The organism is Curtobacterium sp. TXMA1 (assembly GCF_020162095.1).
In the GTDB taxonomy this organism is placed as follows: Bacteria; Actinomycetota; Actinomycetes; order Actinomycetales; family Microbacteriaceae; genus Curtobacterium.
On record NZ_CP083910.1, the window covers coordinates 2,381,891 to 2,407,086 of the forward strand.

At 73.2% G+C, this 25,196-nt stretch carries 24 protein-coding genes, 2 pseudogenes and 1 riboswitch; of the genes and pseudogenes, 7 read left to right on the top strand and 19 right to left on the bottom strand.

Annotated elements, in window-relative coordinates; translation table 11 throughout:
• Positions 1–33: 33 nt before the first annotated feature.
• From LCG91_RS11245 to LCG91_RS11260, 4 genes are all read right to left on the bottom strand, one after another.
• The gene (locus LCG91_RS11245; RefSeq protein WP_058729777.1) at positions 34–543 is read right to left on the bottom strand and encodes a flavin reductase family protein; all 510 of its coding nucleotides are present in this window, start codon (positions 541–543) and stop codon (positions 34–36) included.
• 131 nt (positions 544–674) lie between these two features.
• The gene (locus LCG91_RS11250; protein ID WP_224441407.1) at positions 675–2,198 is read right to left on the bottom strand and encodes an MFS transporter; all 1,524 of its coding nucleotides are present in this window, start codon (positions 2,196–2,198) and stop codon (positions 675–677) included.
• A 224-nt stretch (positions 2,199–2,422) separates the two neighbouring features.
• The gene (locus LCG91_RS11255) at positions 2,423–3,445 is read right to left on the bottom strand and encodes a LacI family DNA-binding transcriptional regulator (protein ID WP_224441408.1); all 1,023 of its coding nucleotides are present in this window, start codon (positions 3,443–3,445) and stop codon (positions 2,423–2,425) included.
• Entirely contained in the window at positions 3,424–5,472 is a 2,049-nt protein-coding gene (locus LCG91_RS11260) for an aldo/keto reductase (protein WP_224441409.1), read from the bottom strand. Before LCG91_RS11260 ends, LCG91_RS11255 begins: the two co-directional genes overlap by 22 nt.
• Before the next feature lie 136 nt (positions 5,473–5,608).
• On the opposite strand from LCG91_RS11260, the gene LCG91_RS11265 reads away from it, so the two are divergent.
• Together LCG91_RS11265 and LCG91_RS11270 are read left to right on the top strand one after the other, a co-directional pair.
• Positions 5,609–6,163: a TetR/AcrR family transcriptional regulator gene (locus LCG91_RS11265; protein ID WP_058729776.1), complete on the top strand. Its 555-nt coding sequence runs from the start codon at positions 5,609–5,611 to the stop codon at positions 6,161–6,163.
• A gap of 91 nt (positions 6,164–6,254) precedes the next feature.
• Entirely contained in the window at positions 6,255–6,425 is a 171-nt protein-coding gene (locus tag LCG91_RS11270; RefSeq protein ID WP_161968448.1) for a hypothetical protein, read from the top strand.
• Positions 6,426–6,654: 229 nt separating this feature from the next.
• Here the strand turns inward: LCG91_RS11270 and ribH are convergent.
• The 7 genes and pseudogenes from ribH to LCG91_RS11305 form a co-directional block, all read right to left on the bottom strand.
• Positions 6,655–7,133: pseudogene (gene ribH, locus LCG91_RS11275) on the bottom strand (6,7-dimethyl-8-ribityllumazine synthase).
• A 20-nt stretch (positions 7,134–7,153) separates the two neighbouring features.
• Positions 7,154–7,777: pseudogene (ribB, locus tag LCG91_RS11280) on the bottom strand (3,4-dihydroxy-2-butanone-4-phosphate synthase); the annotation flags it as partial.
• Positions 7,778–7,893: 116 nt separating this feature from the next.
• The gene (locus LCG91_RS11285) at positions 7,894–8,535 is read right to left on the bottom strand and encodes a riboflavin synthase (RefSeq protein WP_224441410.1); all 642 of its coding nucleotides are present in this window, start codon (positions 8,533–8,535) and stop codon (positions 7,894–7,896) included.
• A gap of 90 nt (positions 8,536–8,625) precedes the next feature.
• Positions 8,626–8,759: riboswitch (FMN riboswitch) on the bottom strand.
• A gap of 177 nt (positions 8,760–8,936) precedes the next feature.
• Entirely contained in the window at positions 8,937–11,381 is a 2,445-nt protein-coding gene (locus LCG91_RS11290; protein ID WP_224441411.1) for a bifunctional lysylphosphatidylglycerol flippase/synthetase MprF, read from the bottom strand.
• Positions 11,378–12,706: an alpha/beta hydrolase gene (locus tag LCG91_RS11295; RefSeq protein WP_224441412.1), complete on the bottom strand. Its 1,329-nt coding sequence runs from the start codon at positions 12,704–12,706 to the stop codon at positions 11,378–11,380. Before LCG91_RS11295 ends, LCG91_RS11290 begins: the two co-directional genes overlap by 4 nt.
• Positions 12,707–12,877: 171 nt before the next feature.
• Complete coding sequence (locus LCG91_RS11300; protein WP_224441413.1) at positions 12,878–14,881, bottom strand: beta strand repeat-containing protein; 2,004 nt, start codon at positions 14,879–14,881, stop codon at positions 12,878–12,880.
• A 92-nt stretch (positions 14,882–14,973) separates the two neighbouring features.
• Positions 14,974–16,374 (bottom strand): hypothetical protein, encoded by a 1,401-nt coding sequence (locus LCG91_RS11305; RefSeq protein ID WP_224441414.1) that lies wholly within the window; start codon positions 16,372–16,374, stop codon positions 14,974–14,976.
• A gap of 111 nt (positions 16,375–16,485) precedes the next feature.
• On the opposite strand from LCG91_RS11305, the gene LCG91_RS11310 reads away from it, so the two are divergent.
• Positions 16,486–16,917, top strand: a complete 432-nt coding sequence (locus LCG91_RS11310) for a GNAT family N-acetyltransferase (protein WP_126892230.1) — start codon at positions 16,486–16,488, stop codon at positions 16,915–16,917.
• A 19-nt stretch (positions 16,918–16,936) separates the two neighbouring features.
• On the opposite strand, the gene LCG91_RS11315 is transcribed toward LCG91_RS11310, so the two are convergent.
• Genes LCG91_RS11315 through LCG91_RS11325 form a run of 3 tightly spaced genes read right to left on the bottom strand, consistent with a single transcriptional unit; the run spans position 16,937 to position 18,457 of the window.
• Positions 16,937–17,464, bottom strand: coding sequence for an Lrp/AsnC family transcriptional regulator (locus LCG91_RS11315; protein WP_153001824.1), 528 nt, complete (start codon positions 17,462–17,464; stop codon positions 16,937–16,939).
• A 56-nt stretch (positions 17,465–17,520) separates the two neighbouring features.
• Entirely contained in the window at positions 17,521–18,036 is a 516-nt protein-coding gene (locus LCG91_RS11320; RefSeq protein ID WP_224441415.1) for a hypothetical protein, read from the bottom strand.
• Between the two features lie 31 nt (positions 18,037–18,067).
• The gene (locus LCG91_RS11325) at positions 18,068–18,457 is read right to left on the bottom strand and encodes a DUF5997 family protein (RefSeq protein ID WP_058729189.1); all 390 of its coding nucleotides are present in this window, start codon (positions 18,455–18,457) and stop codon (positions 18,068–18,070) included.
• A gap of 33 nt (positions 18,458–18,490) precedes the next feature.
• On the opposite strand from LCG91_RS11325, the gene LCG91_RS11330 reads away from it, so the two are divergent.
• Entirely contained in the window at positions 18,491–19,279 is a 789-nt protein-coding gene (locus LCG91_RS11330) for a LysR family transcriptional regulator substrate-binding protein (RefSeq protein WP_224441416.1), read from the top strand.
• Positions 19,276–19,746, top strand: coding sequence for a GNAT family N-acetyltransferase (locus LCG91_RS11335; RefSeq protein ID WP_224441417.1), 471 nt, complete (start codon positions 19,276–19,278; stop codon positions 19,744–19,746). Before LCG91_RS11330 ends, LCG91_RS11335 begins: the two co-directional genes overlap by 4 nt.
• An 11-nt stretch (positions 19,747–19,757) precedes the next feature.
• Here the strand turns inward: LCG91_RS11335 and LCG91_RS11340 are convergent, their stop codons facing one another.
• From LCG91_RS11340 to LCG91_RS11355, 4 genes are all read right to left on the bottom strand, one after another.
• The gene (locus LCG91_RS11340; RefSeq protein WP_224441418.1) at positions 19,758–20,372 is read right to left on the bottom strand and encodes a DNA-3-methyladenine glycosylase I; all 615 of its coding nucleotides are present in this window, start codon (positions 20,370–20,372) and stop codon (positions 19,758–19,760) included.
• Between the two features lie 34 nt (positions 20,373–20,406).
• Complete coding sequence (locus LCG91_RS11345) at positions 20,407–20,814, bottom strand: VOC family protein (RefSeq protein WP_224443139.1); 408 nt, start codon at positions 20,812–20,814, stop codon at positions 20,407–20,409.
• Between the two features lie 229 nt (positions 20,815–21,043).
• Positions 21,044–21,370 carry a hypothetical protein gene (locus LCG91_RS11350; protein ID WP_175416003.1) on the bottom strand — a complete coding sequence of 109 codons (327 nt, stop codon included), beginning with the start codon at positions 21,368–21,370 and terminating at the stop codon, positions 21,044–21,046.
• A gap of 24 nt (positions 21,371–21,394) precedes the next feature.
• Positions 21,395–23,065, bottom strand: coding sequence for a sodium:solute symporter family protein (locus LCG91_RS11355; protein WP_224441419.1), 1,671 nt, complete (start codon positions 23,063–23,065; stop codon positions 21,395–21,397).
• Between the two features lie 137 nt (positions 23,066–23,202).
• On the opposite strand from LCG91_RS11355, the gene aroQ reads away from it, so the two are divergent.
• Entirely contained in the window at positions 23,203–23,682 is a 480-nt protein-coding gene (aroQ, locus tag LCG91_RS11360; protein WP_224441420.1) for a type II 3-dehydroquinate dehydratase, read from the top strand.
• Between the two features lie 200 nt (positions 23,683–23,882).
• Here aroQ and LCG91_RS11365 read toward each other — a convergent pair whose 3' ends face one another.
• Positions 23,883–24,479, bottom strand: coding sequence for an NAD(P)H-dependent oxidoreductase (locus LCG91_RS11365; protein ID WP_224441421.1), 597 nt, complete (start codon positions 24,477–24,479; stop codon positions 23,883–23,885).
• Between the two features lie 87 nt (positions 24,480–24,566).
• Here LCG91_RS11365 and LCG91_RS11370 point away from each other — a divergent pair, with 87 nt between their 5' ends.
• Positions 24,567–25,034, top strand: a complete 468-nt coding sequence (locus LCG91_RS11370) for an MSMEG_6728 family protein (RefSeq protein ID WP_058729182.1) — start codon at positions 24,567–24,569, stop codon at positions 25,032–25,034.
• The last annotated feature ends 162 nt before the right edge of the window (positions 25,035–25,196 follow it).

Consider the following 25,196-nt stretch of genomic DNA (forward strand, 5'->3'; position numbering starts at 1 on the left):
CGATCGGTGGTTGGCGGAACGGTGCTCCGCGGCTCACGAGAGCCGGGAACGGTCGGAGAGGGAGTGGAATTCCCGGTTGTGGTAGACCAGCGGCTCCCCGCGGTCGGTCCCGGTCGCGATGTCGAGCACCTCGGCCACGACGACGGTCGACGAGCCGATCTCCGTCGTCGACCGCGGGCGGCAGCGCAGCGCGGTCGCGGCGGCGGGCAGGTAGCGCTCGCCGGTCGGCAGCGTCCCCCACATCGGGTCGTCCGCCGCGGGGCTGCCGGTCGCGGCGAACCGCTTGGCGAGACCGACGCTGAGCGAGTCGACCAGGTGCACCACGAAGACGTCGGCGCCGAGCACGACCCCGGCGGAGCCGGACTTGGTCGAGAGCGAGAAGACGAGCACGGGCGGGTCGACGGCGACGCTCGCGACGCTCGAGGCGGTCAGTCCCGTGGGGCCGTCGGGCCCCTCGGCGGTGATGACCGCGACACCGGCGGGGTGTCCGCGGAACGCGGCCTTGTACGCGTCGGCGATGGTGGCCGGGGTGTCGTCGGGCATGGCAGTCGTGGTGTTCCTCCGGGTGGGATCGGCCGCGGCTGCGCGGCCACCTCCCACCGTAGGACCTCGACCAGGGTCCACGTCAGCGATTCCCAGGTTCGTCCGATCCCGGGCGCGCCGGACGGACGGCCTCAGTCGCGCTTCAGCATCACGACGGAGGCCGCCGCGGCGACGAGCATGAGCACCGCCGCCACCGCGCCGGTGATCGTCACGCCGGAGTCGAACGCGGCGCGGGCGCTCTCGAGCAGCGCCTGCCCGGCCGTGCCGCCGAGGTCGGCGGCGGCGGACACCGCGCCGCCGAGGGTCTCCTGCGCTGCCGTCCGCGCCGAGCCGGCGAGGGCGTCCGGCACCACCACGTGCGACCGGTACGCCGTCGCCAGGATCGTCCCGAGCACCGCCGTCCCGAGCACGGCGCCGATCTCGTACGCGGTCTCGGACACCGCCGACGCCGCGCCGGCCTTGTCCGCGGGAGCCGTGGAGATGATGAGGTCGTTCGTGACGGTCTCCGAGGCGCCGATGCCGATGCCGAGCAGCACGAACGCGACCGCCAGGGCGACGATCGACGCGTGGTGCCCGAGGACCGAGACCATCGCGTATGCGGCCGCCGAGAACGTCAGGGAGACGGCGACGACCCACCGCGGGGCGACCCGGGCGACGATCGGTACGACGACGAGCCCGGCGACGATGGTGAGCACCGACCCGGGCACGAGCACGAGCCCGGAGGTGAAGGGGTCGAGCCCGGCGACGAGCTGCAGGTGCTGCGCGATGAAGAACAGGAACCCGGTGAGCGAGAACATCGCCGCCATGTTCATGAGCACGCTGCCCGTGAACGCGGTGCTCCGGAAGAGCCGGAGGTCGAGCATCGGCGTGCGGGACCGCAGCTGTCGACGGACGAACGCGATGCCGCAGAGCACGCCGACCGCGAGTGCCGCGATCGCGAAGCCGCGCTCCTCGGGGTGCACGACCGACTTGATCGCCCACGCGGTCGGGGCGAGGGTGCCGAGCGACAGCAGCATGCTCGGGACGTCGACCGGGCCCGGCTGCGGGTCGCGGGACTCGGGGACGAGGAAGGGCACCCCGACGAGCATGAGCACGAGGATCGGCACCGCGACGAGGAACACCGCGCCCCAGTGGAAGTGGGCGAGCAGCGTGCCGCCGACGAGCGGGCCGAGCGCGTTGCCCGCCGCGAACATCGTCGACCAGACGGCGAGGGCGACCCGGCGCTCCCCCGCGTCGACGAAGACGTTGCGGATGATCGAGAGCGTGGCGGGCATGAGCATCGCCCCGAAGACGCCCATCACCGCGCGGGCCGCGACGAGCATCCAGGCCTCGGTCGCGAAGGCCGCGGCGACGGACAGCAGCGCGAAGCCGGTCGCGCCGACGACGAGGATGCGCCGTCGTCCGATGCGGTCGCCGATGCTCCCCATCACGACGAGCAGGCCGGCGAGCACGAGCGGGTAGGCGTCGACGATCCAGAGCTGGGTCGTCGCGCTCGGGTCGAGGGCGCGCGCGATGGTCGGCAGCGCGAAGCTCAGCACGGTGTTGTCGACGGAGATGAGCAGCACCGGCAGCATCAGCACGGCGAGCGCCGCGAACCGGCGGGCGCGACTGCCGGTGACGGCGGTGGCGACGGGGCTGGTGAGCAGAGTGGACACGGTGACTCCCTGGGGAACGAGCCGGACCAGGTCGACGGCGGACACTTTCGGTGGGGCAGACGAGACGGGACGCGGAAGTGGTCACGCGCCCCGTCAGGACTCCATGAGTGTACCGTCCGGACGGTTGTGGTTGCAAGTGCAACCAACCGACGGACGGGAGGCCCGTGGCGGCGTCGCCACGGGCCTCCCGTCCGTCGTCGGTCCCCTGGGCGGACCGTGGCCGCTCAGGCGGACTCGCGCACCAGCAGCCGGTGGCGGACCGTGCGCTGCACGGCCGCGCCGGACCGCGGCAGGTCGCCGACGAGCATGCCGGTGGCGACGTCGAGGGCCTCGCGCGCGACGGCGTCGAGGTCGACCGCGAGGGTCGTGAGGGTGGGGGCGACGAGCGTGCCGAGCGCGAGGCCGTCGACGCCGACCACGCGGACGTCCCCCGGGACGTCGATCCCGGCGCGTCGACAGGCCCCCAGGACCCCGAGCGCCATGAGGTCGTTGAAGGCGAGCACCGCGTCGACGCGACGGAATCGCTCGAGCGCCCTGGTCGTCATCGCGGCGCCGAGCTCCGAGGTCGGGGCGTCCGCGATCGCGACCTCCGGCAGGTACCCGCGGCGTCGGAGGGCGTCGAGCATGAGCCGGCCGCGACCGCTCGGCCGCCCGGTGTCGGACGCGTCGACGATCACCGGGTGCCGGACGCCCGTCTCCACGAGGTGGTCGGCGAGGTCCTCGACCGCTCGGGTCGGGTCGATCCGGACGGCTCCGCGGAGCACCTCGCCCGCGGGGTCGAGCTCCACCACGGGCGCGGACCCCAGGTGCTCGACGAGTTCGGGCGCCCGGGCACCGAGGTACCCGATCACCACGTCCGTCTGCACCCCGAGCGCCCGCACCGCGCGGTCCGAGTCACCGGCGAGCCCGGCATCGGCGAGCATGACGTCCCACCCGCGTGCGGCCGCGAGCCGGAGCACCGCGGCAGCGAGCTCCGGCGAGTACGGGTTCCGCAGGTCGTCGACGACGAGTCCGAGCTGCCGGTCCCCGCCCGTGACGAGCCCGCGGCCGAAACGCGACGGACGGTAGTCGAGCGCGGCAGCCGCTGCGAGCACGCGCTCCTTCGTCGCCGGACTGATGCCGTACAGGCCGTTCATCGCCCGGGTCACCGTCTGCCGGGAGACCCCGGCGGCGGCGGCGACGTCGTGGATCGTGGCGCGCGCCGGGGTCGGCCCGACGGTGCGGCTCAGGCGCGCAGGTCCAGCCACGCCACCTGCTCCGGGCTGAGCTCGACGGACAGCCCCGTCATCGAGGACCGTGCCTCGGCGATCGTGCGCGGGCCGAACAGCGGGAACGTCGGGAAGGGCTGGTGCAGCACGTACGCCAGGGCGATCGCGGTCGCCGGGACGCCGTACTGCTCGCCGAGCTCCCGCGCGCGGCGGAGGCGCTCGAAGTTGTCGTCGGAGTAGTAGCAGCGCACCAGTTCGGCGTCGCTCGTGTCACCCGGGGCGGCACGGCCGGTGAAGAAGCCCCGGGCCTGCGACGACCAGGGCAGCAGCGGGACCTGGCGCTCCTCGAGCCAGCGCTTCGACGCCGGGTCGGTCGCGTGCTCGCAGCCGTCCCACGGCACGTCGTAGGCCTCGGCCAGGCCGAAGTGGTTGCTGAGCACCTCGAAGCCGTGCCTGCCGTTCGCCGCGGCGTAGGCGTTCGCCTCGTCGAAGCGCGCCGGGGTCCAGTTCGACCCGCCGAACACGCGGATCCGGCCGGCACGGCGGTGCTCGTCGAGGACGTCGACGAACTCCCCGACGGGGACGGCCGGGTTGTCCCGGTGCATCATGTAGATGTCCGCGTGGTCGGTGCCCTGCCGGTCGAGGCTCTCGAGGAGCTGCCGGGTGAGCGACTCCGGGTCGCAGTACGGGGTGTGGGCGCCCTTCGTGATGACGACCACGTCGTCGCGGATGCCGCGGTTCTGGATCCACCTGCCGAGCCGCCCCTCGAGCACCCCGCCGCCGTAGATGTACCCGGTGTCGAAGACGTTGCCGCCCTGCTCGACGAACATGTCGAAGATCGCGCTCGCGTGCGCGAGGTCGGGCTGGTTGTCGACGCCCATCACCAGACGGGACATGCGCTTGCCGACACCCGGGACCTCGCCGTAGCGCATCGGGGCGTCGTCGCGGACGCGCAGGGGTCGCCCGCCGACCGTCGGCACGTCGGCGGTCTCGGCCTCGAACGGGTAGCGCAGGCCGATCGCGGCGCGCCAGCGGTCGAGCGTCCGGGCGGTCGCGAGGGTCTCGTCGAGGGTCATCTGCGCCGCCTCGACCGCGCCCGACGCCAGCGCCGCGGCGGTCGCGTCCGCCTCGAGGGCGTAGGGCTCGGCGCCGGCGAAGGACAGCGTGCGGGGGTCCTCGTCGACGGTGTGCACCGTGATGGTCGGGTCGGCCGAGAGCGTCCACGGGTCGGTCAGCACGATGCGCCCGCGGGTGCCGTGCACGGTGACGGCGTTCTCGTCCTGCACGCGGACCCCGGTGCGGACGCTCGCGGTGGTGCCGTCGCGGTACGTCAGGTGCGCGACCGTCCACTCGTCGACGCCGGTCGGGCCGAGGGTGCCGGTGGCGCTGAGCTCGACCGGCTCGGCGACGGCGACGCCCGTGGCGGCCTGCACGACCGCGGCGGCCATGGTCACCGGGTAGCCGCCGACGTCGAGGATCCCGCCCCCGGCGGTGGCCACGTCGAACAGGCGACCGGTGCGCTCCCCGCTGCGGAAGGCGAAGGACGCGTCGACGTGTGTGACCCGGCCGACGACGCCCTCGCGAACGAGGTCGAGCAGGGCCGCGGTCTGCGGGTGGAAGCGGTACATGTACGCCTCGACCAGCGGCAGACCAGCCTGGCGGGCGGCGTCGACCAGGGCCATCGCGGTCCCGTGGTTCGGCGCGAGGGGCTTCTCGCAGAGCACGGCCTTGCCTGCGTCGAGGGCGCGGAGCACCAGGTCGGCGTGACCGGTGTGCACGGTCGAGACGTACACCGCGTCGACGGCGGCGTCGGCGAGCACGGCGTCGTACTCCCCCGCGCGGACGTCGGCGAAGCCGTACTCGGCGGCCTCGTCCGCGAACGCCTGCGCCCGGTCGGGCGACGAGCTCCCGGCGGCCACGAGGGTGCCGGTCGATGCGGGCAGCTGGGAGAGGAACCGGCGGGCGATGCCGCCCGGGCCGAGGACGGCCCAGCCGGGCGCGGCCCCGCCGTCCGGGGTGCGGTCGCCGGTGGGCGTGGTCGAGGGGGTCGCGGTCTGCGCTGACATGCGGATCCTGTTCGTGTCGTGAACCTTCACGGTCACGGCGACGCTAGCCGCGCGGATGCTGCGGGACAAGCCGTTCGTGAACGTTCACGGAACACCACGGTCGTCACGGTCCGGACGGTTCCCTAGACTCGTCCGCATGGCAAGTGCCCGAGACCGTGTCCTGGACAGCTTCGTCGCCATCGTGTGCGAGGAGGGCGAGCGTCCGGCGACCCTCGACGCCGTCGCCGCGCGGGCCGGTGTGTCGAAGGGCGGTCTGCTCTACCACTTCGGGTCGAAGGCCGCCCTGGTCGAGGGGCTGTGCGAGCGCCTCTCCGACCTGTCCGCCATCGACGTCGACCGGATGCGCGAGGCCGAGGACGGCGCAGCGCGCTACTTCGTGCGGAACTGCCTCTACGTGGGGAGCGAACTCGACCTCGCCCTGCTCGCGGCCAGCCGGCTGCAGCAGGCCGGGTACGAGGAAGCGGGGCGCACGCTCGACGAGACCGAGAACGCGTGGCTGGAGACCCTGGTCGACGCCCTCGGTGACGTCCCCACGGCCCAGGCGGTCAAGCTGCTCGGTGACGGGCTCTACCACCAGGCGTCCCTCGGCGCCGCGATCGCGACCGACGTCCGCCCGAACCGCGGCACCGTCGACATGGACGCCCTGCTCGCGGTCGTCGACCGGCTCATCGCGACGCGCCCCGGGACCTGAGCTCGGCGTCTTCCGGCCGTCCGTGAACCGGTCCGCTCCTTCCTGGGGATAGACTGGTCGGGATCCACCCGCTCGAACCGGAGGTACCACCGTGGGCCGCGTCATCGCCGCTTTCTTCTCGATCCTGCTGCTGCTGGTGTCGATGTACCTGTTCGGGTTCGCGTTCCAGGTGCAGTCGGGCCAGGCGTTCGTCTTCATGGGCGGCCTCCTGCTCATGTCGCTCTCGTTCTTCCTGCCGATCCACGTCTTCGGCAAGAAGTAACCGCAGCCGTACCACGACGGCCCCGCACCTCCGAGGTGCGGGGCCGTCGTCGTCCACGCGGTGGGCCGTCGTTCAGTGCGGGCGTCGTCGCTCGGTCGTGGCTGGCGCCGTCGCTCCGTGGTTCCTGCTGCCGTCGCTCAACCGGAAGCGCCCCGCGCCACGGCGTTCCGTGGCGCGAGGCGCTTCTCGTGGTGCGACGCGCGCGAGTCCGGGACCCGTGCGGCGCGGGTCAGGCCATCTGGCGCAGGCTCCGGAGCGACACGGCGGTGGCGATCGCGGCGTGCGCGGCCTCGGCGCCCTTGTCCTCCTTCGAGCCTGGCAGACCGGCACGGTCGAGGCCCTGCTGCTCGTCGTCCAGCGTCAGCACCCCGAACCCGACGGGCTTGCCGGTCTCGAGCGCGACCGTCGTCAGACCGTTCGTCGCGGCGCTCGACACGTACTCGAAGTGCGGGGTCCCACCGCGGATGATCACCCCGAGGGCGACGACCGCGTCGAACCCGCCCTCGAGCGCTGCCTTGGCCACGACCGGCAGCTCGAAGCTCCCCGGCACCGGCACGACCTGCGCGGTGGCGCCGAGGCGCTGCACCTCGCGCTGGGCCCCGGCGAGGAGACCCCCGCGATGGTCTCGTGCCACTGCCCGGTCACGATCGCCACCCGGATCCCCGATCCGTCGACGTGGTCGCGCTCGGCGGCTCCTGCTCCGCTCATCGTGTCGTTCCCTCCTGGGGCGCGGACCCAGCCGCCGCCCGGTCTGCCGCGTCGAGCCACTCGACGAGTGCGGCGATGGTGATGACGGGCACGCCCTCGCGCGCCCCGAGTCCGACGAGGCCCGGCAGACGCATCATCTCGCCGTCCTCGCCGACGATCTCGCAGATCGCTGCGGCGGGCCGGAGCCCGGCTGCGGTGACCAGTTCGATCGCGGCTTCGGTGTGCCCGGCGCGTTCGCGGACGCCGCCGGGCCGGGCCCGCAGCGGGACGACGTGTCCCGGGCGGTGCAGGTCGTCGCGCACCGAGGTCGGATCGGCGAGCACCCGGAGCGTGCGTGCGCGGTCGTGCGCGCTGATGCCGGTCGTGACACCGACGGCGGCGTCGACCGTAACGGTGTAGGCGGTGCCGCGGACGTCCTCGTTGTGCGCGACCATCGGCGGGAGGTCGAGCGCATCGGCGATCTCGGCGCTGACCGGGGCGCAGATGAACCCCGACGAGTGCGCGACCGTCCACGCGATCCACTCCGGGGTGGCGAGCTCGGCGGCGAGGATCACGTCGCCCTCGTTCTCGCGGTGCTCGTCGTCGGCCACGATCACCGGGCGACCCGCGGCGATCGCCGCGACGGCGTCCGGGATGCTCGACAGCGCGGGCCGCGCCGGAGCGCCGGTGCCGACCGTGTCTTCCCCGTGGTCCGCCTGCCCGGCTGCACCCGTCGACCCGACGCCGCCCGTGTGCGCGCGGCGGGCGGCGTCGACGGCGGTCACCGTGCCTCCAGGACGGGCGCGGTGGCGGCGTCGAGCCGGAGCATCCGGCGGACGTGGCGCGCCAGGACGTCGGTCTCGATGTTCACCCGGTCGCCGGGGACGCGGGCGCCGAGCGTGGTGGCCTCGAGCGTCTCCGGGATCAGGCTGACTTCGAACCACGCGTCGGACGGCGGGGTGTCCTCGTCGGACACGGCACTGACCGTGAGCGAGACGCCGTCGATGGCGACCGAGCCCTTGTCCACGACGAGCGGGCTGAGGTCGGGTGCCAGCGAGAACCGGACGCGCCGCCACCCGTCGCCGTCGGCGGTCTCGAGCACGGTGGCCGTGCCGTCGACGTGGCCCTGGACGATGTGTCCGCCGAGGCGGTCGCCGACCGAGGCCGCGCGCTCCAGGTTGAGCCGGTCCCCCACGGCGAGCGCGCCGTGGGCGCTCATGTCGAGCGTCTGCTTCATGACGAAGGCGGTGAAGGTCTCGTCGGTCTGCTCGACGACGGTCAGGCAGACGCCGCTCGTGGCGATGGAGTCGCCGTGGCGGGCGTCGGCGAGCACCTTCGGGCCGCGGACGGTGAGCGCGACGGAGTCGCCGTGCTGCTCGACGGCGGTGACGGTGCCGAGTTCCTCGATGATGCCGGTGAACACTGATGTCCTCTCAACGGGACTCCGGGGGTGCTCGACGATCGTCGGCATCGGCGGATCGGGCGCGTCCGGGTACGGACGTGTCCTGTCCGCCAGCGCTTCCTCCCATCCGGACTCTCACCGTCGGTCCCGGAATCCCACCGGGTCAGCATCGGTCGGGTTCGCACCCGTCGTCAGCTCGTGGACTGTCACCACCGGTTCGGACTTGCACCGACCCCGGAGCGCTTGCGTACCCCGAACGATACCCCACGCCCCCGACCGTGCGCCCGACGGCGTTGCGTCGTGTGACGGGACCGCGGGGCGCCGACGGGCCGCGGGACGGCCGGGAGGCGCGTGGCGGGGCCGCGGCGGACCTCCCGTCCGTCCCGTGGTGCGCCGTCGGACGCCGCCGCGGGACGCCGGCGTCAGCTCCGCCCGCGCACCAGCGCGACCGCCTGCCGCAGCGACAGGTCCGGCAGGTAGGCCCGCACGACGGCGACGCCGATCGCCGGGAGCGCCACCGGGTCCGGGTAGGCGAGCACCAGCGGGTGCAGCTCCGGCCCGAACTTCGCCTTGAAGCGGAGCAGCGACCGGAAGCCGTAGACGGGCTCGAGCACCCCACCGACCAGGTCGAGCAGGTCCTGCACGCCCTCGGCGGCGGGGGCACCCTCGGCGGACTGCGCGAGCGGCGCGGCGGACAGGCTGAGGCGCTCCACCCCGTCGTCGCGCATCCGCTGTGCGGCGCTCGCGACGAGGAACTCCATCACGCCGTTCGGTGCCGCGTTCGTGCGACGCATCACGTCGAGCGTCCACCCGACCACCCTGCCGGCGCGGTGGCTCGGCAGCCAGCTCGTCACGGCGAGGACGGTGCCCTCGGGATCGAGCGCGACGAGCGTCCGCACCGCGGGGTCCCGCATCTCGTCGATGCCGCCGAGCGTGAAGCCCATCTCGGGCAGCTCTCGTTCGGAGACCCACTCCTCGGAGATCGCCTCGATCTGCCGCACCGTTGCCGGGGGCAGGTCCTGCCACGACGACCACAGTGCGGTGATGCTCTCGCGGTCCGCCTTGTTGACGGCGGTGCGGACGTCCTGCTTCTTCTTGCCGCTCGTGGTCCAGGTGCGCGGGTCGAGGTCGGCGTCCTCCGCGACCGGCAGCGTCTCCCAGCCTTGCGCCGTGAGGGTGCCGGCGGCCTCGGTACCGATCCCGTAGAACACGGCCGTCCAGCCGTTGTCGTCGCACCACCGGGCGAAGTCGACCATCGCCGCGTCGCGGGCGTCGGGCCACCCGAACGGTCCGCCGACGGTCACCGCCACCCGGCCGTTCCGGCGGAACGCGACGCCCGCGCGGCCGTCGTCGCTGAACCAGTAGGCGTTGCCCTGCCAGGTCGTCATCCACCCGAACGTGTCCCCGCCGGCGGCCTCGAGCAGGGTGCGGGCACGGAGCCGGCTCTCGCGCAGTCCGTCGGCGTCCGCGTCGGGTTCGACGGCACCGGTGGGACGGACGGCGGCGCCGGCGACGACCAGCCAGAGCACCGGGCCCGCGGCGCCGAGCACGAAGCGGAGTGCCGGGTCGAGGGAGGCCAGCCGGTCCCAGAACACCACGGGCGACAGCGGACCGAGCGCCGCGACGACGAGACGCAGCGGGTCGGCGACCGTCTCCCGGGTCGACGCCGCGGTGACGAGCACGACGGTCGTCACGACGACGAGCGCGACGAGGACCACCACGGCGAAGGTCACGACGCGTCGGCGTGCGGGCAGCACCGTGAAGGACCGGCGGAGCAGCACGAGCACGAGGGCCGTCGCGAGCGGCACGACCACGGACGCGATCACCGAGACGGTGACCACGAAGCGGTTCTCGGCGCCGTGGAGCGCTGCCGCTCCGGCGGGCAGGAGTCCGTAGGTGACGGCGGCAGCGACGGCGAGCACGACGTCGACGGCCACCGCGAGCCACACCGCGAAGCGGCTGCCCCGGAACAGGCCGAGTCCGGCGACGAGGAGCACGAGGAGCGGCGCGACCGCGAGCACGAGCGTCCACGGATCGGTCGCCCGGTACGCCAGCAGTCCCCGGAGGCACTCGCCTGACGCGCTGTCCGCGCGGCAGCCGTGCACGGGGGTGACCGGACCGGTGCCGACGACGGCCGCGAGCGGGGCGAGGAGCCCCACCCGGGCACGGGACACGAGTGCGATCACCGGACCGACGGCGGACACCAGGACCACGGTGCCGAGCAGGACCCGCGTCTCGCGGTGCGAGCTCCTGGTCCAGCCGAGCCGGGCGGGACCGCGCCGGAGCAGGTCGCCGAGCAACCACCCGGCCGCCGTCGCGAGCGCGGCGTACAGGTCGGAGGCGTGCCCGGCGTAGAGCAGCAGCGCGGCGACCACGGCCACGGCGTTGACCCGGATGCGTCGGCGCCAGAGCGGGCCGGCGAAGGCGCTCGCGGTGACGATCGTGCCGACCAGGGCGGTCCAGGGGTCGAAGCTCGTGGCGCGTCCGAGCAGCAGGCTCCCGACCTGGCGCCCGTCCTGGTCGACGAGCGCCGTCAGGGCGCCGAGCCCGGTTCCGACGACGGTCGTCACGACGAACGCGAGGACGGTCCGGCGTCCGCCCATGAGCCGCTCCGACGCGCCGACGAGCACGACGACCCCGACCAGGGTGAGGACGAGCGCCACGACACCGGTCGTCACCGCGAAGACGCGGAACGGGCTGAGGGGCACGGCGTCGAGGGTCGCGGTGCGCGCGACGACGCGGGCGACGAGTCCCCCGACCGAGGTGAGGAGCACGAGGACGAAGACGACGGCGGTGACCGGGTACCGCCGGACCGACCTGACGATCCGCGACCACACCGCGGTCACTCCTGACGTGGTCCTGCTCACAGCGCACCCTCCTGTTGCGGGAGACCGAGGTGCGCCAGGACGACGGGCAGTCCGTGCGCGAGCACGTAGCGGACGGTGTTCCAGTCGTGTGCCGATCCCGGCGAGACGATGACCTGCGTCTGCATGCCCGCGCGGACCGCTGCGGCGTGCAGGGTCTCGGTCGACGCCCGGTAGGGGGCGTCCTCCGAACCGTAACCGAAGACGGTGAGGTGGTCACGGTACGACCCGTGTGCCGCCATCACCGCGACCGGCGCAGCGGCCCGGTAGGCCGCGGTCGAACCGCCGAAGGCCAGCGCGGTGCTCGTGTGCGCGTTGCCCGTCACGGGGGCGAGCTCGCTGGAGATCGCCAGCGCCGAGCCGAACACGTCGGGGTGCTCGGTGGAGAACTGCATCGCGCAGGTCGCACCCTGTGAGAACCCGGTGATGCCCCAGGCGCCCGGTCCGCTGGCGACCGGCAGGTGGTGTTCGATCCAGTCGACCGTGTCGGTCATCACGTAGGTCGCGCTCCGGCCGAGGCGTCGGGAGTCCACGCACATCGGGTTGCGGTTCGGTGCCCCGAGCTGGTCCGGCGAGACGACGATCGGCGCGAGCCCGTCGTGGGCCGCCGCGTAGCGGTCGAGGAAGCTCCCGAGGTCACCGGTCTGGAACATGTCGGCCGGCTGACCGGGCTGCCCCGAGAGCGCGACGAGCACGGGCAGGCGTGGCGGATCCGCGACCTGTGCCGCCGGCGGGAGCCAGACCACCGCCTTGCGGGCCCGGAAGTGCGAGACCTTGCCCGGGATCGACACGCTGAACGTCTCGCCCTTCGTCGGCATGCCGGCGGGTGCGTGCCAGTCCGCCGCGTCGACCTCGGGCTGCGACGGCTGGTCCGCCAGGACCGGCAGGTCCCTTGTCTTGTAGGGGTTGGTGGCGATGGCCTGCTCGATGTTCTTGTAGAACCCGAAGTCCACGTTGACGCCGAGTCCCGCCGACAGCACGAGTGCGCCGGCGGCTGCGACGGCGAGGACGCGTGCGAGCCACCCGCCCTGCACCGCGACGACGAGCAGCAACGCCACACCGGCGAACGCGAAGGCGATCCACATCCGGGTGACGGGGGTGAACTGCACGCCGAAGTCGTCCTGCACGTCACCCGTCCACCACACTGCGGCGAGGCCGATCACCGCGCCGACCGCGGCTCCCCCGACCCGGACCGCAGCGCGGCGCAGACGGTGCCGCTCGTGCAGCGGACCGATCAGGACCCAGCCGGCGAGGAGGGCTGCGATGACGTACACCGGGACGAGCAGACTGCTGCCGGTGATCGGGACGCGGAGGAGTTCGTGGAGCACGGGTTCATCGTGGCCCCGCAGCGCTGCCGCACAGCCTCGGAAGCGCTTCCACTGCGCACAGGTTGGGCACCGAATGCTCCCAGGGAAGCTCCAGTCGCTCCAAAGCGGCTCGCGCCGGGCGCGCACGGGTGGGAGGGGCGCCGCTGACGACGCCCCTCCCACCCCCTGGTGCTACGCGGTGCGCTTCCGGAGCGCGAGCACCCCGACTCCCAGGAGCAGGAGCAGGAACGCGATGCCCGCGGGGACCGTCTGCGAGCCGGCTCCGGTGTAGGCGAGCTCGGGCTGTGCTGCCCCCGCAGGAGCGGTCACCGCAGCCGTGGTCGTCGACGCGGTCGGCCGGGAGGCACTGGTCGCTACGACCGCGCCCGCCGCGGTGACGTCCGTGGTCGCGACCGGGACGGTGGTCACACCCGGCACCGAGGTGCCGGCGGTGGTGTCGCCGGGCACGGTCGTACCGGGGTCGGTGCCCGGGTCAGTGCCGGGGTCGGTACCCGGGTCCGTGCCGGGGTCGGTGCCCGGGTCGGTACCCGGGTCCGTGCCGGGGTCGGTGCCCGGGTCCGTGCCGGGGTCGGTGCCGGGGTCGGTGCCCGGGGTCGTGGTGCTGGTGCCGTCACCGACGATGCCGATGCCGTTCCCGCCGATGGTGATCGGCACGCTGATGACGGGGATCACCTGGGTCCCACCGAGCAGACCGCCGTCGCCGGAGGTCGTGCCACCGGCGGAGGGCGTCGTGCCCGATCCCGTGCCCGTGCCGCTGCCCGGGTTCGTGGTGCTCGTGCCGTCGCCGACCACGCCGATGCCGTTGCCACCGACGGTCACCGGGACCGACACGACCGGGACGACCTGCGTGCCGGAGCCCAGACCGTCGTCACCCGACGTCGTGCCACCCGCGGCCGGGGTCGAACCCGAACCCGTGCCGGTGCCCGTGCCGGTACCGGTGCCGGTCCCGGGCGTCGTGGTGCTCGTGCCGTCACCGACGACGCCGATGCCGTTCCCACCGATCGTGATCGGCAGGTCCACGACCGGCGACACCTGCGTGCCACCGAGCACCGCGTCGTCACCCGACGTCGTGCCACTCGCTGCCGGGGTCGCACCCGCACCGGTGCCGGCGGTCGGCGCCGTCCCCGTCGCCGAGCCGTCACCGAGCACGCCGATGCCGTTCCCGCCGATCGTCACCGGGACGGACACGACCGGGGCGACCTGCGTCCCGGAGCCCACGCCGTCGTCACCCGACGTCGTGCCACCGGCTGCCGGGGCCGCACCCTGACCCGAACCGCCACCGGTACCGCTGCCGGTACCGGTGCTCGTGCCGTCGCCGAGGACGCCGATGCCGTTCCCACCGATCGTGATCGGCAGGTCCACGACCGGCGACACCTGCGTGCCACCGAGCACCGCGTCGTCACCCGACGTCGTGCCACTCGCTGCCGGGGTCGCACCCGCACCGCTGCCCGCCGTCGGCGTCCCCGTCGCTGACCCGTCACCGAGCACGCCGATGCCGTTGCCGGTGACCGTCACCGGGACGGACACCACCGGGGCGACCTGCGTCCCGGACGCGATGCCGTCCGAGCCGGACGTCGTCGGCCCTGCTGCCGGCTCCGCGGGCGCGGGGGTGCTCGTGGCCGGGGCCGGCGCGGACGCCGGAGCAGCCGCCGCATCGCCCACGACCCCGACGGCGTTGCCGGAGACCGTCACCGGAGCGGTGACGTCACCGACGACCTGCGTCCCCGACGCGACACCGTCCGAGCCGGACGTCGTCGGGGCCGGAGCGGGGGCAGGAGCCGGAGCCGCAGGAGCAGGAGCCGCCGGGGCCGGGGCGGTCGCGGTCGCGTCACCCGCGACGCCGACCGCGTTCCCGGTCGCCTGGACCGGTGCCGTGACGACGGGTGCCACCTGGGTACCGGACGCGATGCCGTCCGATCCCGAGGTGACCGGAGCAGCCGGAGCAGGAGCCGCGGCGGGCGCGGCGGCCGGGGCGGTGGAGACGGCGTCGCCGAGCACCCCGAGGGCGTTCCCGGCGGCGGACACCGGCGCGCTGATCGCCGGGGCGACCTGGGTGCCGGACAGGAGGCCGTCGTCACCGGAGGTCGTCGCAGCGTTCGCCGCGCACGCCCCTCCGAGTGTCAGGCCGCCGACGAAGAGGGTGAACCAGAGCCCTCTCGAGACGTACTTGTTCATGGTCGTTCGTTCCTCACTGATCGAGATCTGTCGTCCGACCGCGATCGCGGTCGGGTGGTGCGGGCCTGCCGTGCCGGACAGGCGCACCGATCTCAGTCAGGAGCGACGTCGTGGTCCCCGACGACGGACGCGGGGACCACGTCGTCGGCGAGGGTGCCGCGTGACCCCGCGGCGAGGGAGAACAGGACGGCGGACGTGCCGTCGACCCCGACGGGCGCAGCGCCGGCGGAGCCGGAGGCAGAACCGCCGGTGGTCCCGGAGGTACCCGGACCGGACGGGAGGCCCTCGTGGCCGGCACCGTCCGCCGGGACGAGGAGTGCCGCACCGCCGATCGTCGCCGCGACCGGCGCGCTTGCGGGGGCGGCAGCGACCACGGTCACGGCGCGATCGGTGGTCGAACCACCGACGGGCGCTGCGGCGGCCGGTGCCGTCGACGAAGCTGCGAGGACCACCGGAGCGGCCGTGGCCGACACGGCGGTCGTGGCCGGCACGGTGGCCGTCGTCGGTGCACCGGGCCCGGTCGTGTGCGGCCGGGTGCCCACGGGTTGCTCGACCGGACCGCCCACCGGGATCGGCGTGGTCCCGGGAACGGGCAGCGTGCCTCCCGGCAGGAGGGGCGGCAACGGGACCGGCAGGACCGGCCCGACGGGCAGCGGCAGGACCGGGAGCGCGTCCTCGACGGGCGCGACGACCTGCTCGACCGTTCCCGGCAGCACGCCGACGGTCGTCCCGACGCCGCCGACCACGTCGTCGACGACTCCGGTGACCGGGTGGGTGACGGTGCCGAGCGTGTCGGCGCCGAGCAGGTCCCGCGTGACCGGGAGCGCGCCGACCACCGTGTCCACGGTTTCGACGACGCCGGTGAGGGGCCGTGCGTCGGTGACCGACTGCACCGTCTCGGTGACGGGACGGACGACACCGGTCAGGGTGTCGGTGAGCGGCCGGGAGGCACTGCCCACCGCGCTCACGGCCTCGTCCGTCGTCGACGTGGCCGGGCTGGCGGCGGTGCCGGTCGGGGCCGGTGTCGCCTGCTGCGGAGCCGGCGTCGGCGTCCCGGTGTGCTGCGCCCGCGGTGCCGCCGGGACGACCGGTGCGGCCTGCTGCACCGGCGGTGCCGCGGGAGCGGGCCGGGTCGCGACCGGAGCGGGCGCAGGTGCCGGTGCGGCCGGGACCGGTGCCGCCGCGGGAGCGGGGGCGGCGGGGGCCGGAGCCGCAGGCACCGGAGCGGGAGCGGGCGGGGCGACGGCACTGCGGACGGGTGCGACCGCGCTGTCGACGACCCCGCCGACGCCCTGCGTCACGCCCTGGACGGTGCCACCGACGTCCTGGACCAGCCCACCGACCAGCCCGCGCTGCTGCGGGGCGCCCTCGGCCGCGGCGGCCGGGCGGGCTCCGAGGAGCAGCGAGAGCAGCACGAGCGCAGCAGCGACCCCGACGCCCACCAGGGCGGTCCGGAGCAGCGCGCGCCAGGGGTCGCGCAACGGCTGGTCCATGCGCTCACCTCCTGATCTCGGCTGCGCACGTAGAGTGGTTGACCGGCACTGTACGCCGATCGATCCCGGACCGGAACCGGTTCTGGCAGGAATTCTCAGGAAAGGCCGCACGTGGTCTCGATCTTCTCCGCCCCGACGCGCAACCTCGACATCGTGACGTTGCACGAGATCCTGCGGCTCCGACAGGACGTGTTCGTCGTCGAGCAGGAGTGCGCCTACCCGGACATCGACGGGCGCGACCTCGAGCCGGGCACGGTGCAGTTCTGGGCCGGTCAGGGGTCGGTCGACGCGACGCTCCGACTCCTCCGCGAGGACGACGGGACCGAGCGCATCGGCCGCGTCGCCACCGCCCGGCACGCCCGGTCGCAGGGGCTCGGGGCGCAGCTCATGGAGGCGGCGATCGCCGAGTCGCGGTCGTCGTCGATCGCGATCAACGCGCAGGCGCACCTCGAGCAGTGGTACGGCCGTTTCGGCTTCGTGCGCTCCGGTGACGACTTCCTCGAGGACGCCATCCCGCACGTGCCGATGACGCGCACGCGCTAGTCGTCCCGCCGCTTGCGGGTCAGGCGCGCCAGCGGCGGAGCTCGTCGAACGACCGCCCCTGGTGCGCCCGGTCCGCGACGAGCCGCTCGAAGACGATGTTGGTCTGCGTCGTCGCAACCGCCGGGTCCCCGCTCAGCTCGTCGGCGACGAAGTCCCGCAACTGCTCGGTGGAGGTGCACGCGATGTGCACCAGGAAGTCCTTGTCGCCGGCGAGGAACGAGACGTCCTGCACGACGGGCACCCGGAGCAGGCGCTTCGCGAAGTCGCGGAGCTCGTGCCGGGCGGCAGCGTGGACCCGGACGGACACCATCGCCTCGATCGCGAACCCGAGACCGGCGACGTCGACGTCAGCGCGGTAGCCGCGGATGATGCCGGCGTCCTCGAGCGCGCGCACCCGTGTCAGGCAGGTCGAGGGCGCGATCCCGACCGCGGCGGCCAGCCGGTTGTTCGGGATGCGGGCATCGGCCGCCAGGGTCCAGAGGATGCGCTCGTCGACCTCGTCGAGGCGCGGCGTGGTGACGGGGCGACGGACGGTTCGGTCGGACACGCCCCGAACGTTACCGCCGGACGGCGCCGGGGCTTCATCGTCGCGCGCCGACGGTGCTACATCGCCAGGGTCATCCCGACCACAGCGACGGTCATGGCGAAGACCTCGCCGCTGCGGACCGCACGACGGTCCTCGCGCGCCCACTCGTACCGGAGCAGCCAGCCGCTGAACCCGCAGTAGCCGATGACCCCGGCACCGAGGACCGCGGAGAGCGCGATCCCGTGGCCCGCGTGTCCGTCGGTCAGACCGGTGGCGTGCCCCATCAGCAGCATGCCGGCCATGACGACCGAGGACAGCGCCCGGTGCACGTCCATCGGCTCCGCCCGGCGCCCGTCCGGCCGACGGCGCCGCAGCACGGGCAGCGGCGCCAGGAGCAGCAGGACGGCAGCCGCGAGGAGCGTCCACGAGGCACCGGCCTGCACGACGGGCAGCACCATCGCCACGAGCATGACGGCGGCGGGGACGATCACGCCGGGGCGGGGACGGTAGCGGTCCCCCACGATGCAGCACACCGACGCGAACTGCGGCACGACGAGCATCGCGTCGGCGACGGTCTCGTGCACGGCGGTCATGGCGAGCGGCGTCCGGGGTGGTTCCGGTCGGTCAGTCCTGGGCGCGGGCAGCGGCCTTGTCGGCGCGCTCCTGCTTCACACGGGCGTTCTCGGCGTGCACCTCGGCCTGGGTGGCGCGCTCGCGCACCAGCCACTCCGGCATCTCCTGCAGCAGCGCCTTGATCTCGGCGGTGGTCAGGGGCTCCTCGACGCCGGCGCGCACCAGCCCGGAGATCGACACGCCGAGCTTCTGGGCGACGACCGGACGCGGGTGCGGCCCCTCGCGACGGAGTTCCTCGAGCCACGCCGGCGGCTGCGTCCGGAGCTCGTCGAAGGCGGTCCGCGTGACCGGCTCCGCGCGGAACGACTCCGGGGCTGCTGCCAGCAGGATGCCGAGCTTCTTCGCAGCCGTCTCGGGCTTCATCGTCTGTTCCTGCGCCATGGGTACCAGGGTACGGCCCCTACACTCGGTTGCATGACCGCGGCCCTCACCATCGCCTTCGTCCCGGGGGTCTCCCCCGCGAAGTGGGTCCGGGTCTGGCGGGAACGCTTCCCGGACGCCGAACTCGGCCTGCTGCCGATCGGTCCCGCCGACGTCGACCAGGCGCTCACCGGCGAGGCGGACATGGCCTTCGCCCGGATGCCCGTCGGCGCACACCTCAACGCCATCCCGCTGTGGACCGAGACCGCCGTCGTCGCGATGCCGAAGGACGGCTCCCTCGCCTCGGCCGACGTCGTGACCGAGGCCGACCTGGCGGACGTGCACGTCGTCGACGCGGGGCCGGTCCCCGACGACGTGTCCGCCGCCCTCGACCTCGTCGAGGCGAACGTCGGCGTCGTGGTGCTCCCGCAGTCCCTCTTCCGCGCCGCCAGCCGCAAGGACCTGGTGGCGAAGCCCCTCGACGGCGCGGCGGGGACCCGGATCGCCCTCGTCTGGCGCGACGCCGACGCCTCGGACACCACCGAGGAGTTCATCGGCGTCGTCCGCGGCCGCACCGCCAACAGCTCGCGGAACACCGCCGACCGGCCGGGAGGCACGACGAGCGCCGACGACGACGGCTCGCGCGGCGCGCGCGGCGGCTCGGGCACCGGTCGCGGCTCCGGTGGCGACGCCCGCTCCGGTGGTGGCAAGGCCACCGCGAAGCAGGCCTCCGGCGGCAAGGCGGGCGGCAAGGGCGCGCGGAAGCCCCGGGGGTCCGGTCGACCCGGGACCCAGCGGCTCGGCAACGGGAAGCCGAAGCGCGGCTCGAAGGGCAACCGGTGACGGAGACGCGGCTCGTCCCGATGCCGGCCACGCGCCTCCCGGCCTGGCTCGAGCGCACGATGGCCGAGTACGTCGCGTCGCGCATGCGGGCCGGCGAGACCCGCGAGCAGGCGGAGGCGAACAAGCAGAAGTCGCTCGACCAGTGGTTCCCCGACGAGGCACCTCTGCCCGACCACTTCGTCTGGGACCTGGTCGACGACGAGGACACCGTCGTGGGGTTCCTCTGGATCGGACCGTTCTCGCCGGGCGGCACCGAGTGGTGGGTGTTCAACGTCGAGGTCGACGAGAGCCACCGCCGCCGCGGGCACGCACGACGGGCACTCGAGGCCGGACAGCGGGTCGCCCGCGAGCACGGAGCCACGAGCATCGGGTTGAACGTCTTCGCCTACAGCACCGGCGCGCAGGACCTGTACGCGTCGCTCGGCTACCGCGTCACCGCGACCCAGATGCAGCTCCCGCTCGACTGAGCGCGGGCTCCTCAGCCCCAGACGCCGGACGACCCGCGCCGGTGGCTGCCGACGAGGTGCGTGTCGACGATGCCCAGTGCCTCCATCAGGGCGTGCATCGTCGTGGGCCCGACGAAGACGAACCCGCGCTTCCGGAGCGCCTTCGACAGGGCGACCGACTCGTCGCTCGTCGTCGGGACCTCGGCGATCGTCCGCGGCGCCGGTGTCGCGTCCGGCCGGAACGACCACACGAGGTCGGCGAGTCCGCCGTCGTCGCGCAGGGCGATGGTCGCGGTCGCGTTCGTGATCGTCGCGTGGATCTTCGCCCGGTTCCGGACGATGCCGGCGTCCGCCATCAGGCGCTCGACGTCGTCGTCACCGAAGGTCGCCACCACGTCCGGGTCGAAGTCGGCGAACGCTGCGCGGAACGCCGGCCGCTTCGCCAGGATCGTGCGCCAGGACAGCCCCGACTGGAACGCCTCGAGCGACAACCGCTCGAACACGCCGCGCTCGTCGCGGACCGGCATGCCCCACTCGGTGTCGTAGTACTCGCGGAGCATCGCGTCGCTCGCGGCCCAGACCGGTCGCGCGAGTCCGTCGTCCCCCGTCACCAGGCCGTCGGGGGTCGTGGTCGGGTCGGTGCTCACCGGTCCATCCTGGCCGACGGCACCGACAGGGACGTCACTCCTGGTCGTCCCCGTCGGTCATCGCCGACTGGTCCATCCAGACGTACTCCCACCGGTGGCCGTCCGGGTCGGTGAAGCTCCGCTGGTACATGGAGCCGTAATCGGTCTCCGGGCGGTCCTCGTTCCCGCCGGCCATGACGGCGGCGTCCACGATGCGGTGCACCTCGTCCTTCGACGCGGCACTGAGGGAGTTGATGACCTCGATCGTGCCCGGGTCGGCGATCGTCTTGTCCGTGAACTCGCGGAACTTGGCATGGGTGAGGAGCATCACGTACACGGTGCTGCTCACCACGATGCACGCGGCGGTCTCGTCGGTGAAGTCGGGGTTCACCGAGTACCCGAGCGCCTCGTAGAAGCCGACCGCCCGGTCGAGGTCGGCGACCGGCAGGTTGATGAAGACCATCTGTTCCACGGCGGATCCCTTCGTCGAGCACCAACCTGGCGCAGGCGCCCGAGGAGTGCAACCGTTCCGTCCCGCAACGATCCACCTCCCGGCCGCTCGTTCCTTCCCAGAACGCCCGAGATGGAAAGCGAGAACGGGCGTACCTGGTCGTATCGTCCGACCTGGTACGCCCGTTCTCACCCGGTACGCCCGTTCTCGCCGGGCGGGCGCCGCACCGCGCAGCGACAGGTCAGGCTCGCTCGCGCCCCTCGCCGGCGGCGCGCTGGTCGGCCTCGGCCTCGGCCTGACCGACGATGTCCTCCGCCGGCACCGGGTTCAGCCGGTCCCACAGGAAGAAGAGCAGCCCGCCGACGAGCAGCGAGAGCCCGACCCACAGGTTGATGTGGATGCCGCCGGTCTTCTCGGGGTCGGTGTCCCAGTGGACGATGCCGACGATCGTGGTGATGACCCCGTAGAGCACGAACAGGCCGCCGAGGATGCGGCGCAGGTCGAGTCGACGGGTGGAGCGGACGAGGGCCGCCTGCTCCTCGGTGAGCTTCGTGGTGTCCTCACGCATGGGAGTACTCCTTCGGGTCCGGGCCTAGAGGAACGGCAGGTAGAGGGCGACGCACAGCACGAGCGCGACGGTGCCGAGCAGCGCGGGCGAGCGGTACCAGGCGGTGTCGGTCGCGACGGCACCGGCGGTCATGTCGATCTTGCCGACGCCGTAGACCAGGCCGCCGAGCTCGGACACGTCCTTCGGCTTCGTGGCGAGCGAGACGAGCACGCCGACGACGAGCACCGTGACGAAGGAGATGATCGCGCCGTACATCGTCTCGGCGGTCGCCGTCGAGAAGAGCGACGGGTCCACCAGGTACGCGATCCAGGTGATCGTCGGCGTGACGATGCCGAGCACGTAGGCCCAGAGCGCGCCCTGCGTGGTCATCCGCTTCCAGAGCAGGCCGAGGATGAAGACGCCGAAGAGCGGTGCGTTGAAGAACGAGAACAGCGTCTGCATGTAGGTCATGATGTTGCCGGCCTGCGCGGCGAGGAACGCCGTGCCGATGCCGACGACCACACCGACGACCGTGACCCAGCGGCCGGTCTTCAGGTAGTGCAGGTCGGGCATGTTCGGCTTGATGTAGCGCTGCCAGATGTCGTACGTGAACACCGTGTTGAACGAGGAGACGTTCGCCGCCATGCCGGCCATGAACGAGGCGAGGAGGCCCGTTACCGCGATGCCGAGCACGCCGGTCGGCAGGTACATCTGGATGAGCTTCGGGATCGCGTCGTTGTAGGTCAACTCGCCGGAGGCGAACTGGTTGCCGACGACGGCCGCGGCGATGAGGCCCGGGACCACGACGATGAACGGGATGAAGAGCTTCGGGATCGCCGCGATGAGCGGGGTCCGGCGGGCGGCGGACATGTTCTTCGCCGAGAACGCGCGCTGCACCTCGGTGAAGTTCGTCGTCCAGTAGCCGAAGGAGAGCACGAAGCCGAGGCCGAGCACGATGGCGAGCCAGTTCGCACCGATCGGGTTCGTGACGTCGCCGATGCCGGTGCCGGTCCAGGTCTGCAGGTGCTGCACGCCCTGGGTCCGCTTGATCGCCTCGGTGAGGCCGCCCCACCCGCCGACGCGGTGCAGGCCGACGATCGTCAGCGGCACGAGGCCGGCGATGATCACGAAGAATTGCATGACCTCGTTGTAGATCGCGCTGCTCAGGCCGCCGAGGGTGATGTACGCGAGCACGAACGCGGCCGACACCAGGATGGCCAGCCACTCCGGCCAGCCGAGCATCGCCTCGATGACGATCGCCATCGCGTAGAGGTTGATGCCGGCGATGAGCACGTTCGACACCGCGAACGCGATCGAGTTCACCAGGTGCGGCGCCTTGCCGAAGCGGCGGAGCATGAACTCCGGCACCGAGCGGACCTTGGAGCCGTAGTAGAACGGCATCATCACGAGCCCGAGGAACACCATCGCCGGCACCGCGCCGATGAGGTAGTAGTGCAGCGTCGCCATGCCGATCTGCGCACCGTTCGCCGCCATGCCGAGGATCTCGGTCGCGCCGAGGTTCGCGGACACGAAGGCCAGCCCCGTGATCCACGCCGGCATCGAGCGGCCGGACAGGAAGAAGTCCATGCTCGTCCGCACCTGCTTGCGGGCGGTGAACCCGATGCCGATGACCACCGCGAAGTACACGATGATCATCAAGTAGTCGACCCAGCCCAGTTCGAGCCGGATCCCGTTGGTCGCCGCAGCGAGAACCATGCGATCTCCACATCAGTGTGTTGCAGTCGGCAACTGCGCCGACCCGGACGGGAACGTTACACCGCGATGTGACCGTTCACACACCCGGCACACCCGTCACCGTGGCCGCGCCCCGGTCGCTCGGTAGGCTCTCCCCCATGAGCGAGCCGGTCACCGACACCACGACACGCCCGCGGCGGATCCTCGTCCTGAACGGGCCCAACCTCGACATCCTCGGGCGTCGCGACCCCGCCCAGTACGGCACGGTGACGCTCGCCGAGCTCGAGGCGATCGTGCACACCGAGTGCGCCGTGCACGGGCTCGAGGCGGACTTCCGGCAGACCAACCGCGAGGGCGAGCTCGTCGAGTGGCTGCACGAGGCGCTCGACGACTTCGTCGGGGTCGTGATCAACCCCGCCGCCTACGCGCACACCTCGGTCGCGCTCCACGACGCCGTCGAGGCGCTCAGCGTCCCCGTGGTCGAGGTGCACCTGTCGAACACGTGGAAGCGCGAGCAGTTCCGGCACGTCGACCACGTGGCGACCGCCGCGACGGCGGTCATCGCCGGCGCGGGCGCCGACGGCTACCGGCTGGCCGTCGCGCACGTCGCGACCCTGGTGGCGGACCCCACCGACTGACGGACGGGAGGCACGGCGCCCGCCCGCCCCGCGCCTCCCGTCCGACCTGCTCGGCCCAGCCGCGTCGTGCGACCGCGGGCGTGGGCACCGGTGGTCGCACGACCTGCCGCTCACCTTCCGCCGCGACGGCGAGCCCTGCGACCCGAACGACCACCGGCGGCGCGTCGTGCGACCGCGGGCGGCAGCGCCGGCCGGAGCGGCTAGAAGTCGGCGGGGCGCCGGACGTCGTCGGCGCCGACGGCGGCGAAGCCCCCGCGGACGATCGGCAGCGCCCGTCGGACGGCCTGGTCGATGCGCAGCTCGAGGTCGACGCTGGCGAGGTCGTACCCGCCCTCGCGCCTGGTGAAGTCCCGCTCGTTGCCGAACACGCCGAGCGGCAGCGTCGTCGACTGGAAGAAGCCGAACAGCGGTCGCATCTGGTGCTCGACGAGCAGCGCGTGTCGGTCGCTGCCGCCCGTGGCGGTCAGGAGCACCGGGGTGTCGACCAGGTCGTACTGCCCCACCCAGTCGAAGAAGAGCTTGAAGGCACCCGAGTACGCCGCGCGGAACGCCGGGCTGCCGACGACGAGCACGTCCGCCGCCTCGACGGTCTCGAGTGCCCGTCGGGTCTCGGCCGACATCGCCTCGCGGGAGGGCGCGGCGCCGAGGTCCGCGAGCAGGGGGCCGATCTCGACCTGCGCGGTCCGCGCGTCCGGCAGGTCCTCCGCCAGGCGCGCGACGGTCGCCGCGACCAGGGTCGAGGTGCGCGAGGGGTCCGATGGGCTGCCGCTGACGCCGACGACGAGTGCTCCGTCCATGCGCTCGATGCTCACACGTCGTCGGGGTGACCGCCCGGGTGTGACGACTTGTGTCGCGTGCCAGCGGCCCGGCGTACCGTCCGGTGGATGCAGACGTTCCTGCCCTACGCCGACTTCCGCGCCTCGGCCGAGGTGCTCGACGACAAGCGGCTCGGCAAGCAGCGCGTCGAGACCCTGCAGGTGATGCGGGCGCTGACCCTGCCGGACTACGGCTGGCAGCGCCACCCGGTCGTCGCGATGTGGCGGGGGTACCGCCCGGCACTCATGGCGTACCAGGACGCGACGTGCCGGGTGTGGCTCGAGCGCGGGCACGCCGACACCTGCCTCGAGAAGACGCTGGCCGACCTCGGGCTGGTCCCCGAGGACCTGGTGGCGTACGAGCGAGGGGACTTCGCCGTGCCCGCGTGGAACGCCGACCCGGCGGTCCACGAGTCACACCGCTCGAAGCTCGTGCAGAAGGCGCCGGAGCACTACCGTCCGCTGTTCCCCGACGTGCCCGACGACCTGGACTACGTCTGGCCCGGCGTACCGGAACCGCCCGCGCCGACGCACTGACCGGAGGGCCGAGCGAAGGCTGCCCAGGCGACGCCACCGCGGCCCGCCGTGGACTGACAGGGGGGTGCGGCGCCGGTCAGGGTCCGGCGCCGCGTCCACGACGGGCGCGGTGGCCGCTCGGACACGACGACAGGGGATGTCGTGTCCGGCGCCGGACGCGGT

Bases quoted from the DNA above. Each gene is read 5' to 3' on its own strand.
- LCG91_RS11260 (WP_224441409.1), bottom strand. From the start codon at position 5,472: ATGTCAGCGCAGACCGCGACCCCCTCGACCACGCCCACCGGCGACCGC.
- LCG91_RS11300 (WP_224441413.1), bottom strand. From the start codon at position 14,881: ATGAACAAGTACGTCTCGAGAGGGCTCTGGTTCACCCTCTTCGTCGGC.
- LCG91_RS11345 (WP_224443139.1), bottom strand. From the start codon at position 20,814: ATGGTCTTCATCAACCTGCCGGTCGCCGACCTCGACCGGGCGGTCGGC.
- LCG91_RS11320 (WP_224441415.1), bottom strand. From the start codon at position 18,036: ATGACCGCCGTGCACGAGACCGTCGCCGACGCGATGCTCGTCGTGCCG.
- LCG91_RS11325 (WP_058729189.1), bottom strand. From the start codon at position 18,457: ATGGCGCAGGAACAGACGATGAAGCCCGAGACGGCTGCGAAGAAGCTC.
- LCG91_RS11350 (WP_175416003.1), bottom strand. From the start codon at position 21,370: ATGCGTGAGGACACCACGAAGCTCACCGAGGAGCAGGCGGCCCTCGTC.
- LCG91_RS11370 (WP_058729182.1), top strand. From the start codon at position 24,567: ATGCAGACGTTCCTGCCCTACGCCGACTTCCGCGCCTCGGCCGAGGTG.
- LCG91_RS11365 (WP_224441421.1), bottom strand. From the start codon at position 24,479: ATGGACGGAGCACTCGTCGTCGGCGTCAGCGGCAGCCCATCGGACCCC.
- LCG91_RS11305 (WP_224441414.1), bottom strand. From the start codon at position 16,374: ATGGACCAGCCGTTGCGCGACCCCTGGCGCGCGCTGCTCCGGACCGCC.
- aroQ (WP_224441420.1), top strand. From the start codon at position 23,203: ATGAGCGAGCCGGTCACCGACACCACGACACGCCCGCGGCGGATCCTC.
- LCG91_RS11245 (WP_058729777.1), bottom strand. From the start codon at position 543: ATGCCCGACGACACCCCGGCCACCATCGCCGACGCGTACAAGGCCGCG.
- LCG91_RS11330 (WP_224441416.1), top strand. From the start codon at position 18,491: ATGACCGCGGCCCTCACCATCGCCTTCGTCCCGGGGGTCTCCCCCGCG.
- LCG91_RS11355 (WP_224441419.1), bottom strand. From the start codon at position 23,065: ATGGTTCTCGCTGCGGCGACCAACGGGATCCGGCTCGAACTGGGCTGG.
- LCG91_RS11265 (WP_058729776.1), top strand. From the start codon at position 5,609: ATGGCAAGTGCCCGAGACCGTGTCCTGGACAGCTTCGTCGCCATCGTG.